Origin of the sequence: Pseudomonas sp. MF6396 (genome assembly GCF_002018915.1) — a bacterium.
Classification (GTDB): Bacteria; Pseudomonadota; Gammaproteobacteria; order Pseudomonadales; family Pseudomonadaceae; genus Aquipseudomonas; species Aquipseudomonas palmensis.
In genome coordinates, this window is the sequence record NZ_MVOK01000006.1 from 163,502 (window position 1) to 176,644 (window position 13,143).

At 66.0% G+C, this 13,143-nt stretch carries 12 protein-coding genes; 5 read left to right on the plus strand and 7 right to left on the minus strand.

Annotation, left to right across the window (positions count from 1 at the left end; translation table 11 throughout):
• Window positions 1–107: 107 nt before the first annotated feature.
• On the minus strand, window positions 108–317 hold the full coding sequence (locus MF6396_RS08405) for a cold-shock protein (RefSeq protein ID WP_038996759.1): 210 nt from the start codon (window positions 315–317) through the stop codon (window positions 108–110).
• A 222-nt stretch (window positions 318–539) separates the two neighbouring features.
• Between MF6396_RS08405 and plsB the strand changes: the two genes are divergently transcribed.
• The 3 genes from plsB to MF6396_RS08420 are packed head-to-tail and all read left to right on the plus strand — an operon-like array spanning window position 540 to window position 4,160.
• Window positions 540–3,026, plus strand: coding sequence for a glycerol-3-phosphate 1-O-acyltransferase PlsB (plsB, locus tag MF6396_RS08410; RefSeq protein WP_078480076.1), 2,487 nt, complete (start codon window positions 540–542; stop codon window positions 3,024–3,026).
• A 13-nt stretch (window positions 3,027–3,039) separates the two neighbouring features.
• The gene (locus MF6396_RS08415; RefSeq protein WP_043863236.1) at window positions 3,040–3,438 is read left to right on the plus strand and encodes a YbaY family lipoprotein; all 399 of its coding nucleotides are present in this window, start codon (window positions 3,040–3,042) and stop codon (window positions 3,436–3,438) included.
• Window positions 3,439–3,470: 32 nt separating this feature from the next.
• Complete coding sequence (locus tag MF6396_RS08420; protein ID WP_043863235.1) at window positions 3,471–4,160, plus strand: DUF4197 domain-containing protein; 690 nt, start codon at window positions 3,471–3,473, stop codon at window positions 4,158–4,160.
• Here MF6396_RS08420 and MF6396_RS08425 read toward each other — a convergent pair.
• Window positions 4,123–7,197 (minus strand): efflux RND transporter permease subunit, encoded by a 3,075-nt coding sequence (locus MF6396_RS08425; RefSeq protein ID WP_078480077.1) that lies wholly within the window; start codon window positions 7,195–7,197, stop codon window positions 4,123–4,125. The genes MF6396_RS08420 and MF6396_RS08425 overlap by 38 nt on opposite strands.
• 6 nt (window positions 7,198–7,203) lie before the next feature.
• The gene (locus tag MF6396_RS08430) at window positions 7,204–8,304 is read right to left on the minus strand and encodes an efflux RND transporter periplasmic adaptor subunit (protein WP_078480078.1); all 1,101 of its coding nucleotides are present in this window, start codon (window positions 8,302–8,304) and stop codon (window positions 7,204–7,206) included.
• 280 nt (window positions 8,305–8,584) lie between these two features.
• Between MF6396_RS08430 and MF6396_RS08435 the strand changes: the two genes are divergently transcribed.
• Window positions 8,585–9,220, plus strand: a complete 636-nt coding sequence (locus tag MF6396_RS08435) for a TetR/AcrR family transcriptional regulator (protein WP_043863232.1) — start codon at window positions 8,585–8,587, stop codon at window positions 9,218–9,220.
• Here MF6396_RS08435 and MF6396_RS08440 read toward each other — a convergent pair whose 3' ends face one another.
• Complete coding sequence (locus MF6396_RS08440) at window positions 9,221–10,000, minus strand: class I SAM-dependent methyltransferase (RefSeq protein ID WP_043863231.1); 780 nt, start codon at window positions 9,998–10,000, stop codon at window positions 9,221–9,223.
• A 99-nt stretch (window positions 10,001–10,099) separates the two neighbouring features.
• On the opposite strand from MF6396_RS08440, the gene MF6396_RS08445 reads away from it, so the two are divergent.
• A complete protein-coding gene (locus MF6396_RS08445) occupies window positions 10,100–10,720 on the plus strand; it encodes a hypothetical protein (protein WP_058541478.1) in 621 nt (206 codons plus the stop codon).
• On the opposite strand, the gene MF6396_RS08450 is transcribed toward MF6396_RS08445, so the two are convergent.
• From MF6396_RS08450 to MF6396_RS08460, 3 genes are read right to left on the minus strand one after another with little or no spacing between them, the layout of a single operon-like run.
• The gene (locus MF6396_RS08450; RefSeq protein WP_078480079.1) at window positions 10,717–11,406 is read right to left on the minus strand and encodes an extensin-like domain-containing protein; all 690 of its coding nucleotides are present in this window, start codon (window positions 11,404–11,406) and stop codon (window positions 10,717–10,719) included. The genes MF6396_RS08445 and MF6396_RS08450 overlap by 4 nt on opposite strands.
• A 6-nt stretch (window positions 11,407–11,412) precedes the next feature.
• Window positions 11,413–12,243, minus strand: a complete 831-nt coding sequence (locus MF6396_RS08455) for an isocitrate lyase/PEP mutase family protein (protein WP_043863228.1) — start codon at window positions 12,241–12,243, stop codon at window positions 11,413–11,415.
• A 33-nt stretch (window positions 12,244–12,276) separates the two neighbouring features.
• On the minus strand, window positions 12,277–13,140 hold the full coding sequence (locus tag MF6396_RS08460; protein ID WP_078480080.1) for a DUF72 domain-containing protein: 864 nt from the start codon (window positions 13,138–13,140) through the stop codon (window positions 12,277–12,279).
• Window positions 13,141–13,143: the final 3 nt, after the last annotated feature.

Genomic DNA, 13,143 nt, shown 5'->3' on the forward strand with positions numbered 1-13,143 from the left:
CCGTTGACCGGCTTTGCTTAGGCGCCAGCCTTGCTGGCGAAGCCCGGCATCGCCGGGCCAAGGGGCTGCTGCGCAGCCCATCGCCAGCAAGGCTGGCGCCTGCCGCTTTACAGCCCCACTACGTCTTCGGCCTGCAGGCCTTTCTGGCCCTGGGTCAGGTTGTACTCGACCTGTTGCCCTTCCAGCAGGGTGCGATGCCCTTCACCGCGGATCGCGCGGTAATGCACGAACACATCCGCACCGCCCTCACGCTGAATGAAGCCATATCCCTTGGCGTCATTGAACCACTTCACACTTCCAGTCTCACGAGACGACATCTGAACTACTCCGGATTTTTATTTTGGAATCGCCTTGTCGGCAGGGCCTCACCAGGCCCCACCTACGCCGCTTGCGGATTTGTCCTGCAAGTGGCGGACCGACTATAACGCAGCCATTCAACAATTTTCATGACCGGGGCGCTTTTTGCTGAACTTGCGCGGATACGGCACACTAACCTACCGAGCATCTGCTCGAATCCCATTACCCAGGGCACCTACCGAATGACCCGTTCCCCCTTGCGCCGCCTGATCTTCGGCGCCCTGCGCCGACTGCTGTACCTGTGGGTGCGCTCCGAAACCATCAACCAGTCATCCTTCTCGCTGAACCTGGACCGCAGCCGTCCGGTGTTCTACGTGCTGCAATCACCCGCGCTCACCGATCTGGCCGTGCTCGACCGCGAATGCACCAAAGCCGGGCTTCCGCGCCCGGTGCTGCCCGTGGCGGTAGGCCCGGTGATGGAGCCGGCGGCGTTCTTCTACCTGACCCCCGAACCCGACTGGCTGGGCCGCCACGACAAGCGCGGCGCACCGCCGACGCTGACGCGCCTGGTCAACCTGGTCAGCCAGCACGCCGAACAGGACGCGCAGATCATTCCGGTCAGCGTGTTCTGGGGCCAGTCGCCGGCCAGCGAATCGAGCCCGTGGAAGCTGCTGTTCGCCGACAGCTGGGCCGTCACCGGGCGCCTGCGCCGGCTGCTTACCGTGCTGATCCTGGGGCGCAAGACCCGCGTGCAGTTTTCCGCGCCGATCCATCTGCGTGAGCTGGTCGAGCACAACAAGGGCCACGAGCGCACCGTGCGCATGGCCCAGCGCCTGCTGCGGGTGCATTTTCGCAACCTCAAGACCGCCGTCATCGGCCCCGACATCTCGCACCGGCGCAACCTGGTCAAGGGCCTGATCCACGACCCGCTGGTACGCCAGGCCATCAGCGACGAGGCCCAGCGCGAGAACATCCCGCTGGCCAAGGCCGAGGCCCAGGCCCTGCGCTATGGCAACGAGATCGCCTCGGACTACACCTACACCGCCATCCGCTTCCTCGAAGTGGTGCTGAGCTGGTTCTGGAACAAGATCTACGACGGCATCAAGGTCAACCATATCGAACAGGTGCAAGGTATCGCGCCGGGGCACGAGGTGATATACGTGCCCTGCCATCGCAGCCACATCGACTACCTGCTGCTGTCGTACCTGCTGTTTCGCAACGGCCTGACGCCGCCGCACATCGCCGCCGGCATCAACCTCAACATGCCGGTGATCGGCAGCCTGCTGCGCCGCGGCGGTGCGTTCTTCATGCGCCGCACCTTCAAGGGCAACCCGCTGTACACCGCGGTGTTCAACGAGTACCTGCACACCCTGTTCACCAAGGGCTTCCCGGTGGAGTACTTCGTCGAGGGCGGGCGCTCGCGCACCGGGCGCATGCTGCAGCCCAAGACCGGCATGCTGGCGATCACCCTGCGCAGTTTTCTGCGCTCCTCGCGCACCCCGATCGTGTTCGTGCCGGTGTACATCGGCTACGAGCGCGTGCTCGAAGGCCGCACCTACCTGGGCGAGCTGCGCGGGGCGAGCAAGAAGAAGGAATCGATCTTCGACATCTTCAAGGTCATCGGCGCGCTCAAGCAGCGCTTTGGCCAGGTGGCCGTGAACTTCGGCGAGCCGATCCGCCTGGCCAGCTTCCTCGACCAGCAGCAACCGGGCTGGCGCGAACAGGACCACAGCCCGCAGTTCCGCCCGGCCTGGCTCAACGAAACCACCTCGCGCCTGGGCGAGAAGGTCGCGCAGCACCTGAACGAGGCCGCCGCGATCAACCCGGTCAACCTGGTGGCCCTGGCGCTGCTGTCCACCAGCCGCCTGGCCCTGGACGAACGCGCCCTGGCGCGGGTACTGGACCTGTACCTGGCGCTGCTGCGCCAGGTGCCCTACTCGGCCCATACCACCCTGCCCGAAGGCGACGGCCTGGCGCTGATCGGCCACGTGCGCGGCATGGACCTGCTGGCCGAGCAGCAGGACGCGCTGGGGCGCATCCTGTACCTGGATGAAAACAACGCGGTACTGATGACCTACTACCGCAACAACGTACTGCACATCTTCGCCCTGCCGGCGCTGCTGGCAAGCTTCTTCCAGAGCAGCTCGCGCATCAGCCGCGAACTGATCGGCCGCTACACCCACGCGCTGTACCCGTATCTGCAGTCGGAGCTGTTCATCCGCTGGGATGCCCAGGAGCTCGACGGGGTGATCGACCAGTGGCTGGAGGCATTCGTCGAACAGGGCCTGCTGCGTTTCGAGAACGGCGTGTACCTGCGCCCGGCCCCGAGTTCGCGCCAGTTCGTGCTGCTGACCCTGCTGGCGCGGGCCATCACCCAGACCCTGCAGCGCTTCTACATGGCCACCGCGCTGCTGCTCAACAGCGGCCAGCACACCCTCAGCGCCGAAGAGCTGGAAGACCTGTGCGTGGTCATGGCCCAGCGCCTGTCGATCCTGCATGGCCTGAACGCCCCGGAATTCTTCGACAAGAGCCTGTTCCGCCACTTCATCCAGACCCAGATCGAACAGGGCGTGCTGCGCCCGGATGCGGCGGGCAAGCTCGGCTACCATGAAAAACTCAGCGAGCTGGCCGAAGGCGCCGCCAAGCGCGTGCTGTCGGCCGAGGTGCGCCTGTCGATCCGCCAGGTGGCCTTGCAGCGCAGCGACGAAACCACCGAGCAACAAGTCTGAACAGGAGTACACGATGAAGAAATTGACCCTGGCTGTGCTGGGCAGCCTGCTGGCCGCCTGCAGCAGCACCCCGTCACCCTCCAAGGCCAGCCTGGACGGCGAGGTGTTCTACCTGCAGCGCATCGCCCTGCCACCGGCAGCCACCCTGAGCGTCAGCCTGCAGGACGTGTCGCTGGCCGATGCGCCAGCCGTCACCCTGGCCAACCAGAGCGGCCCGGTAAAAGGTCAGGTGCCCCTGCCGTTTCACCTGAGCTACGACCCGGCACAGGTCAAGCCGGGCCACCGCTATGCCGTGAGCGCGCGCATCGAGCTGGACGGCAAGCTGCTGTTCATCAACACCGAACACCACGGCGTGCAGCTGGACGGTAGCGACGCCCAGCCTGTACGAATCAAGGTCGACGCCGTTCGCTGATCCCCTTTTTGCCTTTGGATAAGGATGCTGCCATGTTCCGCCCTGCTCTTACCTTTACCGGCCTGTGTGCCGGCCTGCTGTTGTCGGCCAGTGCGCTGGCCCTGTCACTCGGCGACCTGTCGCAGAAGGACGCCACCGGCGGCCTCAAGGATGCCCTGACCCAGGGTGCGCAGATTGCCGTCAAGCAACTGGGCACCCCAGGCGGCTTCAGCAACAACCCGGACGTGCGCATCGAGCTGCCGGGCAACCTGGGCAAGGCTGCCAAGGCCATGAAGAAGTTCGGCATGGGCGCCGAGGTCGACCAGCTCGAGGCCAGCATGAACAAGGCGGCCGAGGCGGCAGTACCGCAGGCCCAGGCGTTGCTGGTGGATGCGGTCAAGAAGATGAGCGTGGCCGACGCCAAGGGTATTCTCAGCGGTGGCAACGATTCGGCCACCCAGTACCTGAACAAGACCAGCCGCGAGCAGATCCGTGCCAAGTTCCTGCCCATCGTCAAGCAGGCCACCGACCAGGTCGGCCTGGCCAAGCAGTACAACAGCTTTGCCGGGCAGGCCTCGTCGCTGGGCCTGCTGGACAGCAAGAACGCCAACGTCGAGGGTTATGTGACCGAGCAGGCGCTGGATGGCCTGTTCGAGATGATCGGCAAGCAGGAAGCCACGATCCGCCAGAACCCGGCGGCCGCGGCTACCAGCCTGGCCAAGAAGGTCTTCGGCGCCCTCTAGGGCCCTTCGCCGGCAGGAACAGCAGCGTCAACGCCGTGGCCACGATCAGCCCGCCCATGATCGCCACCGCCATCGGCCCGAAGAACACGCTGCGCGACAACGGAATCATAGCCAGCACCGCCGCCAGCGCGGTCAGCACGATCGGCCGGAAGCGCCGCACCGTGGCCTCGATGATCGCCTGCCAACGATCCAGCCCGGCCGCGATGTCCTGCTCGATCTGGTCCACCAGAATCACCGAGTTGCGCATGATCATCCCCGACAGCGCAATGGTGCCCAGCATCGCCACGAAGCCGAACGGCTGGCGGAACACCATCAGGAACAGCACCACCCCGATCAGCCCCAATGGCGCGGTGAGGAACACCATCACCGTGCGCGAGAAGCTGCGCAACTGCACCATCAGCAAGCTCAACACCACCACGATGAACAGTGGCACCCCGGCATTCACCGAGTTCTGCCCGCGGGTCGAATCCTCCACCGTACCGCCCACTTCCAGCAGGTAGCCATCCGGCAGCTCGGCACGCACCGGCTCCAGGGTCGGCAGTATCTGCTTGACCAGGGTCGCCGGCTGCTCCTTGCCATAGATGTCGGCACGTACCGTCACCGTCGGCAGGCGATTACGGTGCCAGATGATGCCTTCCTCGAAGCCGTACTCCAGCGTCGCCACCTGCGACAGCGCAACGCTGCGCCCATTCTCGGTGGGCACCGCCAGGCTCGACAGGTTGGTCAGCTCGGTGCGTTCCTGGCGCGTGCCGCGCAGCAGGATCTCGATCAGCTCGTTGTCTTCGCGGAACTGGCTGACCGACGAACCGGTCAGCGAGCTTTGCAGGAACTTGGCCAGGTGCGCGGTGCTGATCCCCAGGGCCCGGGCACGGTCCTGGTCGATACTCAGGTAGATCACCTTGCTCGGCTCTTCCCAGTCCAGGTGCACGTTCACCACATGCGGGTTCTCGCGCACCCGGGCCGCCACCTTGCGCGCCAGTGCACGCACCTCCTCGATGTGCTCGCCGGTGACCCGGAACTGCACCGGGTAGCCCACGGGCGGGCCGTTTTCCAGGCGCGTGACCCGCGAACGCAGGTCCGGGAACTGCTCGTTCAGGGTCTCGATCAGCCAGCTGCGCAGCGCCTCGCGCTCCTCGATGGTCTTGGCCAGCACCACGAACTGGGCGAAGCTGGTTGCCGGCAACTGCTGGTCCAGGGGCAGGTAGAAGCGCGGCGAGCCGGTGCCCACGTAGGCCACATAGTTGTCGATGCCGGCGCGCTCCTTGAGCAGGGCCTCCAGGCGCGTGACCTGCTCGGCGGTGTTGCTCAGCGAGGCGCCCTCGGCCAGCTTCAGGTCGACCATCAGCTCCAGCCGTCCGGAGGCCGGGAAGAACTGCTGGGGCACGAAGCGAAACGACAGCACACTGAGCACGAACAGGCCCAGGGTCGCCACGATCACCGTCTTGCGGTGCGCCACGCACCAGCCCACCAGCCGCCGTACACGCTGGTAGAACGGCGTGCCATAGGGGTCGGTGGCGCCATCGGTGGTGCCGTGCTTGGCCGCGTGCAGCTTGGCCAGGTCTGGCAGCAGCCGCTCGCCCAGGTACGGCACGAACACCACGGCAGCGATCCACGAGGCAATCAGGGCAATGGTCACCACCTGGAAGATCGAGCGGGTGTACTCGCCCGTGCCCGACTGCGCCGTGGCAATCGGCAGAAAGCCCGCCGCGGTGATCAGGGTGCCGGTGAGCATCGGGAAGGCGGTGCTGGTCCAGGCGTAGCTGGCGGCCTTGAAGCGATCGAAGCCCTGCTCCATCTTGATCGCCATCATCTCCACCGCAATGATCGCGTCATCCACCAACAGCCCCAGCGCCAGCACCAGCGCCCCCAGGGAAATCTTGTGCAGGCCGATCCCGAGGTAATACATCGCGGCAAACGTCATCGCCAGCACCAGCGGAATCGCCAGCGCCACCACCAGGCCGGTGCGCATGCCCAGCGAGAAGAAGCTCACCAGCAGCACGATGGCCAGTGCTTCCACCAGCACCTGCACGAACTCGCCTACGCCGGTTTTCACGGCGGCCGGCTGGTCGGACACCTTGCGCAGCTGCATGCCGGCCGGCAGATTGGCCGAGATACGGGCAAACTCGACCTCAAGGGCCTTGCCCAGCACCAGGATGTCACCACCGGCCTTCATCGATACCGCCAGGCCGATGGCGTCTTCGCCCATGAAGCGCATGCGTGGCGCGGGCGGATCGTTGAAACCGCGGCGCACATCGGCCACATCGCTGATACGGAAGGTGCGCTCGCCCACCCGAATGGGGAACTGCTCTATCTGCTCCACCGTCTCGAAACGCCCGCTCACGCGCAGTTGCAGGCGCTCGCTGGGGGTTTCGAAAAAGCCTGCGGTGGTCACCGCATTCTGTTCCTCCAGCGCCTGCTGCACAGCTTCAAGCGGCAGGCCCAGGGTCGCCAGCTTGAGGTTCGACAGCTCGATCCAGATCTTCTCGTCCTGCAGGCCGAGCAGCTCGACCTTGCCCACATCCTTTACCCGTTGCAGCTGGATCTGCACGCGGTCGGCGTAGTCCTTGAGCACCGCGTAGTCGAAACCTTCACCGGTCAGTGCATAGATATTGCCGAAGGTGGTGCCGAACTCGTCGTTGAAGAACGGCCCCTGGATACCCGGCGGCAAGGTGTGGCGAATGTCCGCGACCTTCTTGCGGATCTGGTACCACAGCTCGGGAACATCCTTGGAATGCATCGAGTCGCGGGCCATGAAAGTGACCTGGGACTCACCAGGGCGCGAGAACGAGACGATCTTCTCGTACTCGCCCGTCTCCATCAGCTTCTTCTCGATGCGTTCGGTGACCTGGCGCGAGACTTCCTCGGCGCTCGCCCCCGGCCAGTTGGTCTTGATCACCATGGCCTTGAAGGTGAACGGCGGGTCTTCGCTCTGGCCCAGCTTGGTATACGAAAGCGTGCCGACCAGGGCCAGCAGCACCATCAGGAACAGCACGATCTGGCGATTGCGCAGCGCCCAGGCGGAAAGGTTGAAACCCATCGGGACTTACTCCTTGGCCGCCAGATTCACCACGCGATTGGACCGGTCCACCGGTCGTATCTGCTGCCCCTCGTGCAGCACATGGCCGCCAGCCGCCACCACCCAATCGGTGGGCTTGAGGCCTTCGAGCACCGGCACGCTGGCCTGGCCGTAGGCGCCAACCCGCACCACGGTGCGCGTGAGCGTATTGTCAGACTCCACCCGCCACACGTAGGTCTGGCCGTTCTCGGCGCTCAGGGCCGACAGCGGCACCGCCAGCGGCACCTGCTCGGCGTGCTGGATGAACACCCGTGCGCTCTGCCCCAGTTCTGCGGGCACCTTGCCGGCCGCGAACGCGATGCGCGCAGCGAAGGTACGTGACCGCGGGTCGGCGGCCGGCGACAGCTCGCGGATGCGACCCTCGAAGCGCGTATCCGGTTGCGACCACAGCTCCACCGACACCGGCTGGCCGACCTTGAAGCGGCCGAAGTTCTGCTCCGGCAGGCTGATCAGCACCTCGCGCTCGCCATCAGCGGCCAGGGTGAACACGGTCTGCCCGGCAGCCACCACCTGGCCCACCTCGACCTGACGCTTGGCTACCACCCCGTCCTGTGGCGCGCGCAGCACCGAATAGCCGGCCTGGTTGCCGGCCACATCGAATTCGGCGCGCACCTGGTTGGCTCGCGCCAGGCCTGCACGGTACAGGTTTTCGGCGTTGTCGAACTGCGAGCGGCTGACCATCTGGCGTTCCAGCAGGGTCTGGTAGCGGTCGCGCTCGGCCTTGACCAGGCTCAGGTTGGCCTGGGCCGCTGCCATCTGCGCGCGGCTGGCCTCCAGCTGCAGGCGTACGTCCTGCGGGTCGAGCTCGGCCAATGGCTGGTCGGCCTTGACCCGCTGGCCCTCTTCCACCAGGCGCTTGCTGACCTTGCCGGGAATACGAAACGCCAACTCCGGCTCGAGCCGGGCGCGCACTTCGCCGGGGTAGCTGTCGACCGCCGCCGTGGACAGCTGCGGCTGCACCACCATGGCCGGGCGCAGGGTGCTTGGCGGGGGACTCTCCTGCCCGCAGCCGCTCAGCAGCAAGGCAAGGGTAAGCGGGAATGCAAGGGGCAAGGCATGGCGCAACATGATCGAGAACCTTCCGTGAGTAGCGCATCTAATATTTATACCGGCGGGTATAGTAAATCAGCGCAACGGCGCCGGGAAGCGATTGTCGGACAGAAATTTCAGGGTCGTCGCACGCACCGAACTGACACCTGGACCTGCCGCTTGGGCCCTCCGTGGAGCCGAAAAAGCCACTTCCACCCGCCATCACTGGCGCTGATAGGCGTTCAAAAAGCAGATTGCAGCCCCCAGGTGGCGACCACGGTGTACCCTGTACCCCTTAACGAACCTGTACGTGTCATTCATGCCAAACGAAACCAGCGCCCCCAACGGCCCCGGCCGGCCCAAGGACCTCGCCAAGCGCCAGGCCATCCTCGAGGCGGCCAAAGCCCTGTTTCTCACCCACGGTTACGCCAACACCAGCATGGATGCGGTCGCGAATGCGGCAGGGGTTTCGAAACTGACGGTCTACAGCCACTTCAACGACAAGGAGACACTGTTCTCCTCGGCTATCGTGGCCACCTGCACGGCCCAGTTGCCCGAACTGTTCTTCGAACTGACCGAAGGCACGTCGGTGGAGCAGGTCCTGCTGAACATCGGGCGCGGCTTCCAGGCGCTGATCAACAGCGATCAATCGGTCAAGCTCAGCCGCCTGATCATGGCCCTGGGCACCCAGGACCCCAAGCTCAGCCAGATCTTCTTCGAAGCCGGCCCGTTGCGCGTGCTGCGCGAGATGGAAGCACTGCTGCAGCGCGTCGACCAGCATGGTCTGCTGCGTATCGAGCAGCCGGCCAGGGCGGCCGAGCACTTCTTCTGTCTGCTCAAGGGGGCGCCGAACTATCGCCTGCTGCTCGGCTACTCCCCGGCGCTGGACGCCGAGGCTGCCGAGGCACATGTGCAGGACGTGGTGGCGGTGTTTTTGCGGGCCTACCGCCCCTAGTCAGGGCTTGAGGGCTTTCTTGGGGTAGATGTCGTAGCGGCTCGACTTGCCTTCCAGGCTATGGCTGGGCTTGGGCCCGTCGATGATCGGCGCCTTGCGCGGGCGCTTGACCACCACCCGGTGGCTGGCCAGGGCCAGGGCGGCCTCCAGCAGTGCCGGGGCATCCAGGTCATCGCCCACCAGCGGGCGGAACACGCGCATCTCCTTTTTCACCAGGGCGCTCTTGTCGCGGTGCGGGAACATCGGATCGAGGTAGATCACCTGCGGCGGTTCGCCCTGCCAGTCGCGCATGCGCTCGATGGAGTTGCCTGCCAGCAGCTGCATGCGGGCCACGATGGGGCCCACCTCGGCATCCGCTGCCGCACGCGCCAGGCCATCCTCGAGCAGCGCCGCCACCAGCGGCTGGCGCTCGATCAGTTGCATCTGGCAGCCCAGGCTGGCCAGCACGAAGGCGTCCTTGCCCAGTCCTGCCGTGGCATCCAGCACCCGTGGGCGCACGCCCTGGGCGATGCCGACCGCCTTGGCGATCATCTGCCCGCTGCCCCCGCCGAACACCCGACGATGGGCCGCCGCGCCCTCGACGAAATCCACCCGCACCGGGCCCGGTGCCTGCGGGCCCAACTGCTGGATCTGCAGGCCGGTCTCGCCCACCTGCACGGCAAAGGCCGCCGACGCATCCTGCAGCGGCAAGCCCAGGCGCACCGCCCAGTGCTCGGCCTGTGCCTGATACTCGGCAGCCAACGCCTCGACCCGGATACCGCCGTCCGCCAGTTGCTCCACCGCTCACCTTCCCCACACAAAAAAATTAAATGATTGCCGGCCTGTGCCGATAACCGCAGTAATCGCTATTTTGCCAGACCCGGACAGCCTTCGACTGCCATGTCAGACATTCTTCAGCTCCCTTCCGGTTATTTGTCGCCCGTCGGCGACTTTGCCCGGCACAACACCCAGACCCTCGGCGGCGTCAGCCACCTGTGGCAGGACTTCTTTGCCCAGGCGTTGGCAGAGCAGCAGGGTGAAGGTGCGCAGGAAGGTCAGCTGGCGGTCCCCGAGGTCGACACCGTCACCGGCGAACCGATTGCCGGCAGCCAGACCCTGGCGCAGATCCACAGCCAGCGCCTGTGCGACGTGCACGACACCATCGTCGCCCCGCCCGAGCCGCTGTTCCTGCCGATTGCCGAATTCGAACTGGACCTGCTGGACAAGCCTGCGCCGCCATTCAGCGCGCTGGAACTGGTGGAGCAGCAGCGCCAGCTGGACATCAGCAACAACTGGGTGCGCCCGGTGGTGATGAGCCAGGGTCATCCGCTGCCGCAGCCAGGCCCGGCGCCGCAACCGTACCCGCTGCACCTGCCGATCGCGGAGCTGGAAGCCAGCCTGCTCGACCCGGCGCCGGAGCCGTTCGACCAGGCCACGCTGCTCAAGCAGCAGTCGGACCTGGAGTTCGACCTCAGCTGGGCCCGTCCGGTGGTACTGAACAACGTGCGCATCGCCGCCTAACGGCAGATCTGCCAGAAGCCCATATCCAGGTGGAAGTGGTTGCGGTGGGCAGCGTTGTAGTCAGGCCCCAGCACCGTGTTGAAACTGTCGCAGCCGCCAGCCTGCACCTCGCGTAGAAACTTCGCCTTCCCCCCCTCACCCGGCCAGTCGCGCAGCACCTCGATGCGCTGCCCATCGGCCAGCCTGAACCCGGCGATGTCGAGCGCATTGGCGCTGGCATGCTGGCTGCGCCGCCCTTCCTTGCGCCCGTACACATTGCGACAGGCAAAACTGCCCAGGTGATCGACCTGCACCACCGCCTGGCCGAATGCACGCTGCGCGGCCGGTTGCAGGCCGTGGCGCTCGAACAGCGCGAAGGCCACCGCCACCGGGCAACTGGCCAGAAAACTGCTGCTCAGGCGCACGCCCGAGCCCTGCACCCGCACCACGTTGTGCAGCGGGCAGGCCACATCTGGCGCGCTGTCGGCCTGCTTGCTGTAGCGCAGCGTCGAGGTGGCCAGGGCCTGTTCGCAAAGCCTGGGGTCATCCTGCAGGCGGCTCAGCTTGTAGGGGGTCAGCAGGTTCGGGGGCGCCTTGACGTCCAGCACCGCCCACGGGTTCCAGGCAGCCGGCAGGCGCCAGCCCTGTTGCCAGGCCACCAGCCCCGCCGCCATCGCTATCACCAGGAAAATGCCCACTCCCCGCATGGGCGATCAGCGCCTGAACAACTGGTTGAGCTGGTCGAACGGCAGCGCCTGCTCGGCATAGTCGAAGCGGCCCTGCTGCTGGATCCGTTCGGCGGCGTGGAAGAACGCGCCGTAGGCCGCACGCGCCAGCGACGAGCCGACGCTGATGCGCTTGACCCCGAGCGCCTGCAGGTCGCTTACGCTCAGGTCCACCCCGCTCAGCCCCATCAGCACGTTGACCGGCCTGGGCGCCACGGCCTGCACCACCTGGCGAATCTCCTCGGCGCTGCGCAAGCCCGGCGCGTACAGCACATCGGCACCGGCCTCGGCAAAGGCCTGCAGGCGCTTGATGGTGTCGTCCAGGTCCAGGCGCCCGTGCAGCAGGTTTTCGGCGCGGGCACACAGGGTGAACGGGAACTCCAGGCTGCGCGCCGCCGCAACGGCTGCCTCGACGCGCTCCACTGCCTGATGAAAGCCATAGATCGGCTCTTGCGGGTTGCCGCTGGCATCCTCGATGGAGCCGCCTACAAGCCCCACAGCGGCGGCCTGCAGGATGGCCTCGGCGCAGCCCTTGGGCGTATCGCTGAAGCCGTTCTCGAGGTCTGCAGCCACCGGCAGGGCGGTGGCATCGACGATGCTGCGCGCGTTGCCCAGGGTTTCCTCCAGGCTCATGGCGCCTTCGGCATCGGGGCGCCCCAGCGAGAACGCCAGGCCGGCGCTGGTGGTGGCCAGCGCCTCGAAGCCGAGGCTGGCCAGCAGCTTGGCCGAGCCTGCATCCCAGGGGTTGGGGATGACAAAGGCGCCATCACGTTCATGCAGCGCCTTGAAGGCTTCGGCACGCAGGGTTTGCACATCCATGATCACGACTCCAGAGCAGGCGGTACGGGGCGGTCAGAGCAGGCCAAGCTGCTCGGCTGCGGGCGCCCTGTGCAGTTCAGGCAAGGCCGGCAAGCCGGGCAGGCGCTCCATCAGGCCCTGATGAAAACGCTGCGCCAGCGCGGCTGCCAGGCGGTTGTCGGCAGTATGCAGGAAAACGTACGGGGTGCGCCCCTCCTCGATCCAGGCCGCGACCTTGGCCAGCCACGGCAACAGAAACGGCTCGTTGGCCGCCAGTTCCGGGTGGCCGATGAAGCGCACCTGCGGGCTCTGGCTGAAGGCGGCAGGGCGTGGCGGCACCCGCGGTTTCTTGGACTGGGCATGCAGCACGCCCGGATCGCGCGAGGTGCAACTGAACAGGGCACGCGGGTCCAGGCAGATGCGTTCGACGCCGCGATCGAGCAAAAGCCGATTGAGCAGACGTTCCTCCTCACCCTTGGCGAAGAAGGCCTTGTTACGCACCTCCACCGCCAGCGGCACGTCCACCTCGTCGATGAACGCCACCAGCTCGCCCAGGCGTGCCGGACCGAAGCTGGCAGGCAGCTGCAACCAGTAGGGCGCCACACGGGCGCCCAGCGGCTTGAGCAGGTTGATGAAGGTGTGCGCGGCCACGCATTGCTGACGCAGGTCGTCTGCATGACTGATGTCGCCGGGGAACTTGGCGGTGAAGCGAAAGTGCGCGGGCATGATCTGCGCCCAGCGTTCCAGGGTGGCGGGCGCGGGGCGCGCATAGAAGGTGGTGTTGCCCTCCACCGCATTGAACACCTGGCAGTAGAGGCCGAGAAAGTCGCTGGGTCTGGCCTCGGCGGGGTACAGGTACTCGCGCCAGGCGTTTTCACTCCAGGACGGGCAACCGAGAAAGTAAGGTAAAGGCGTCATGCC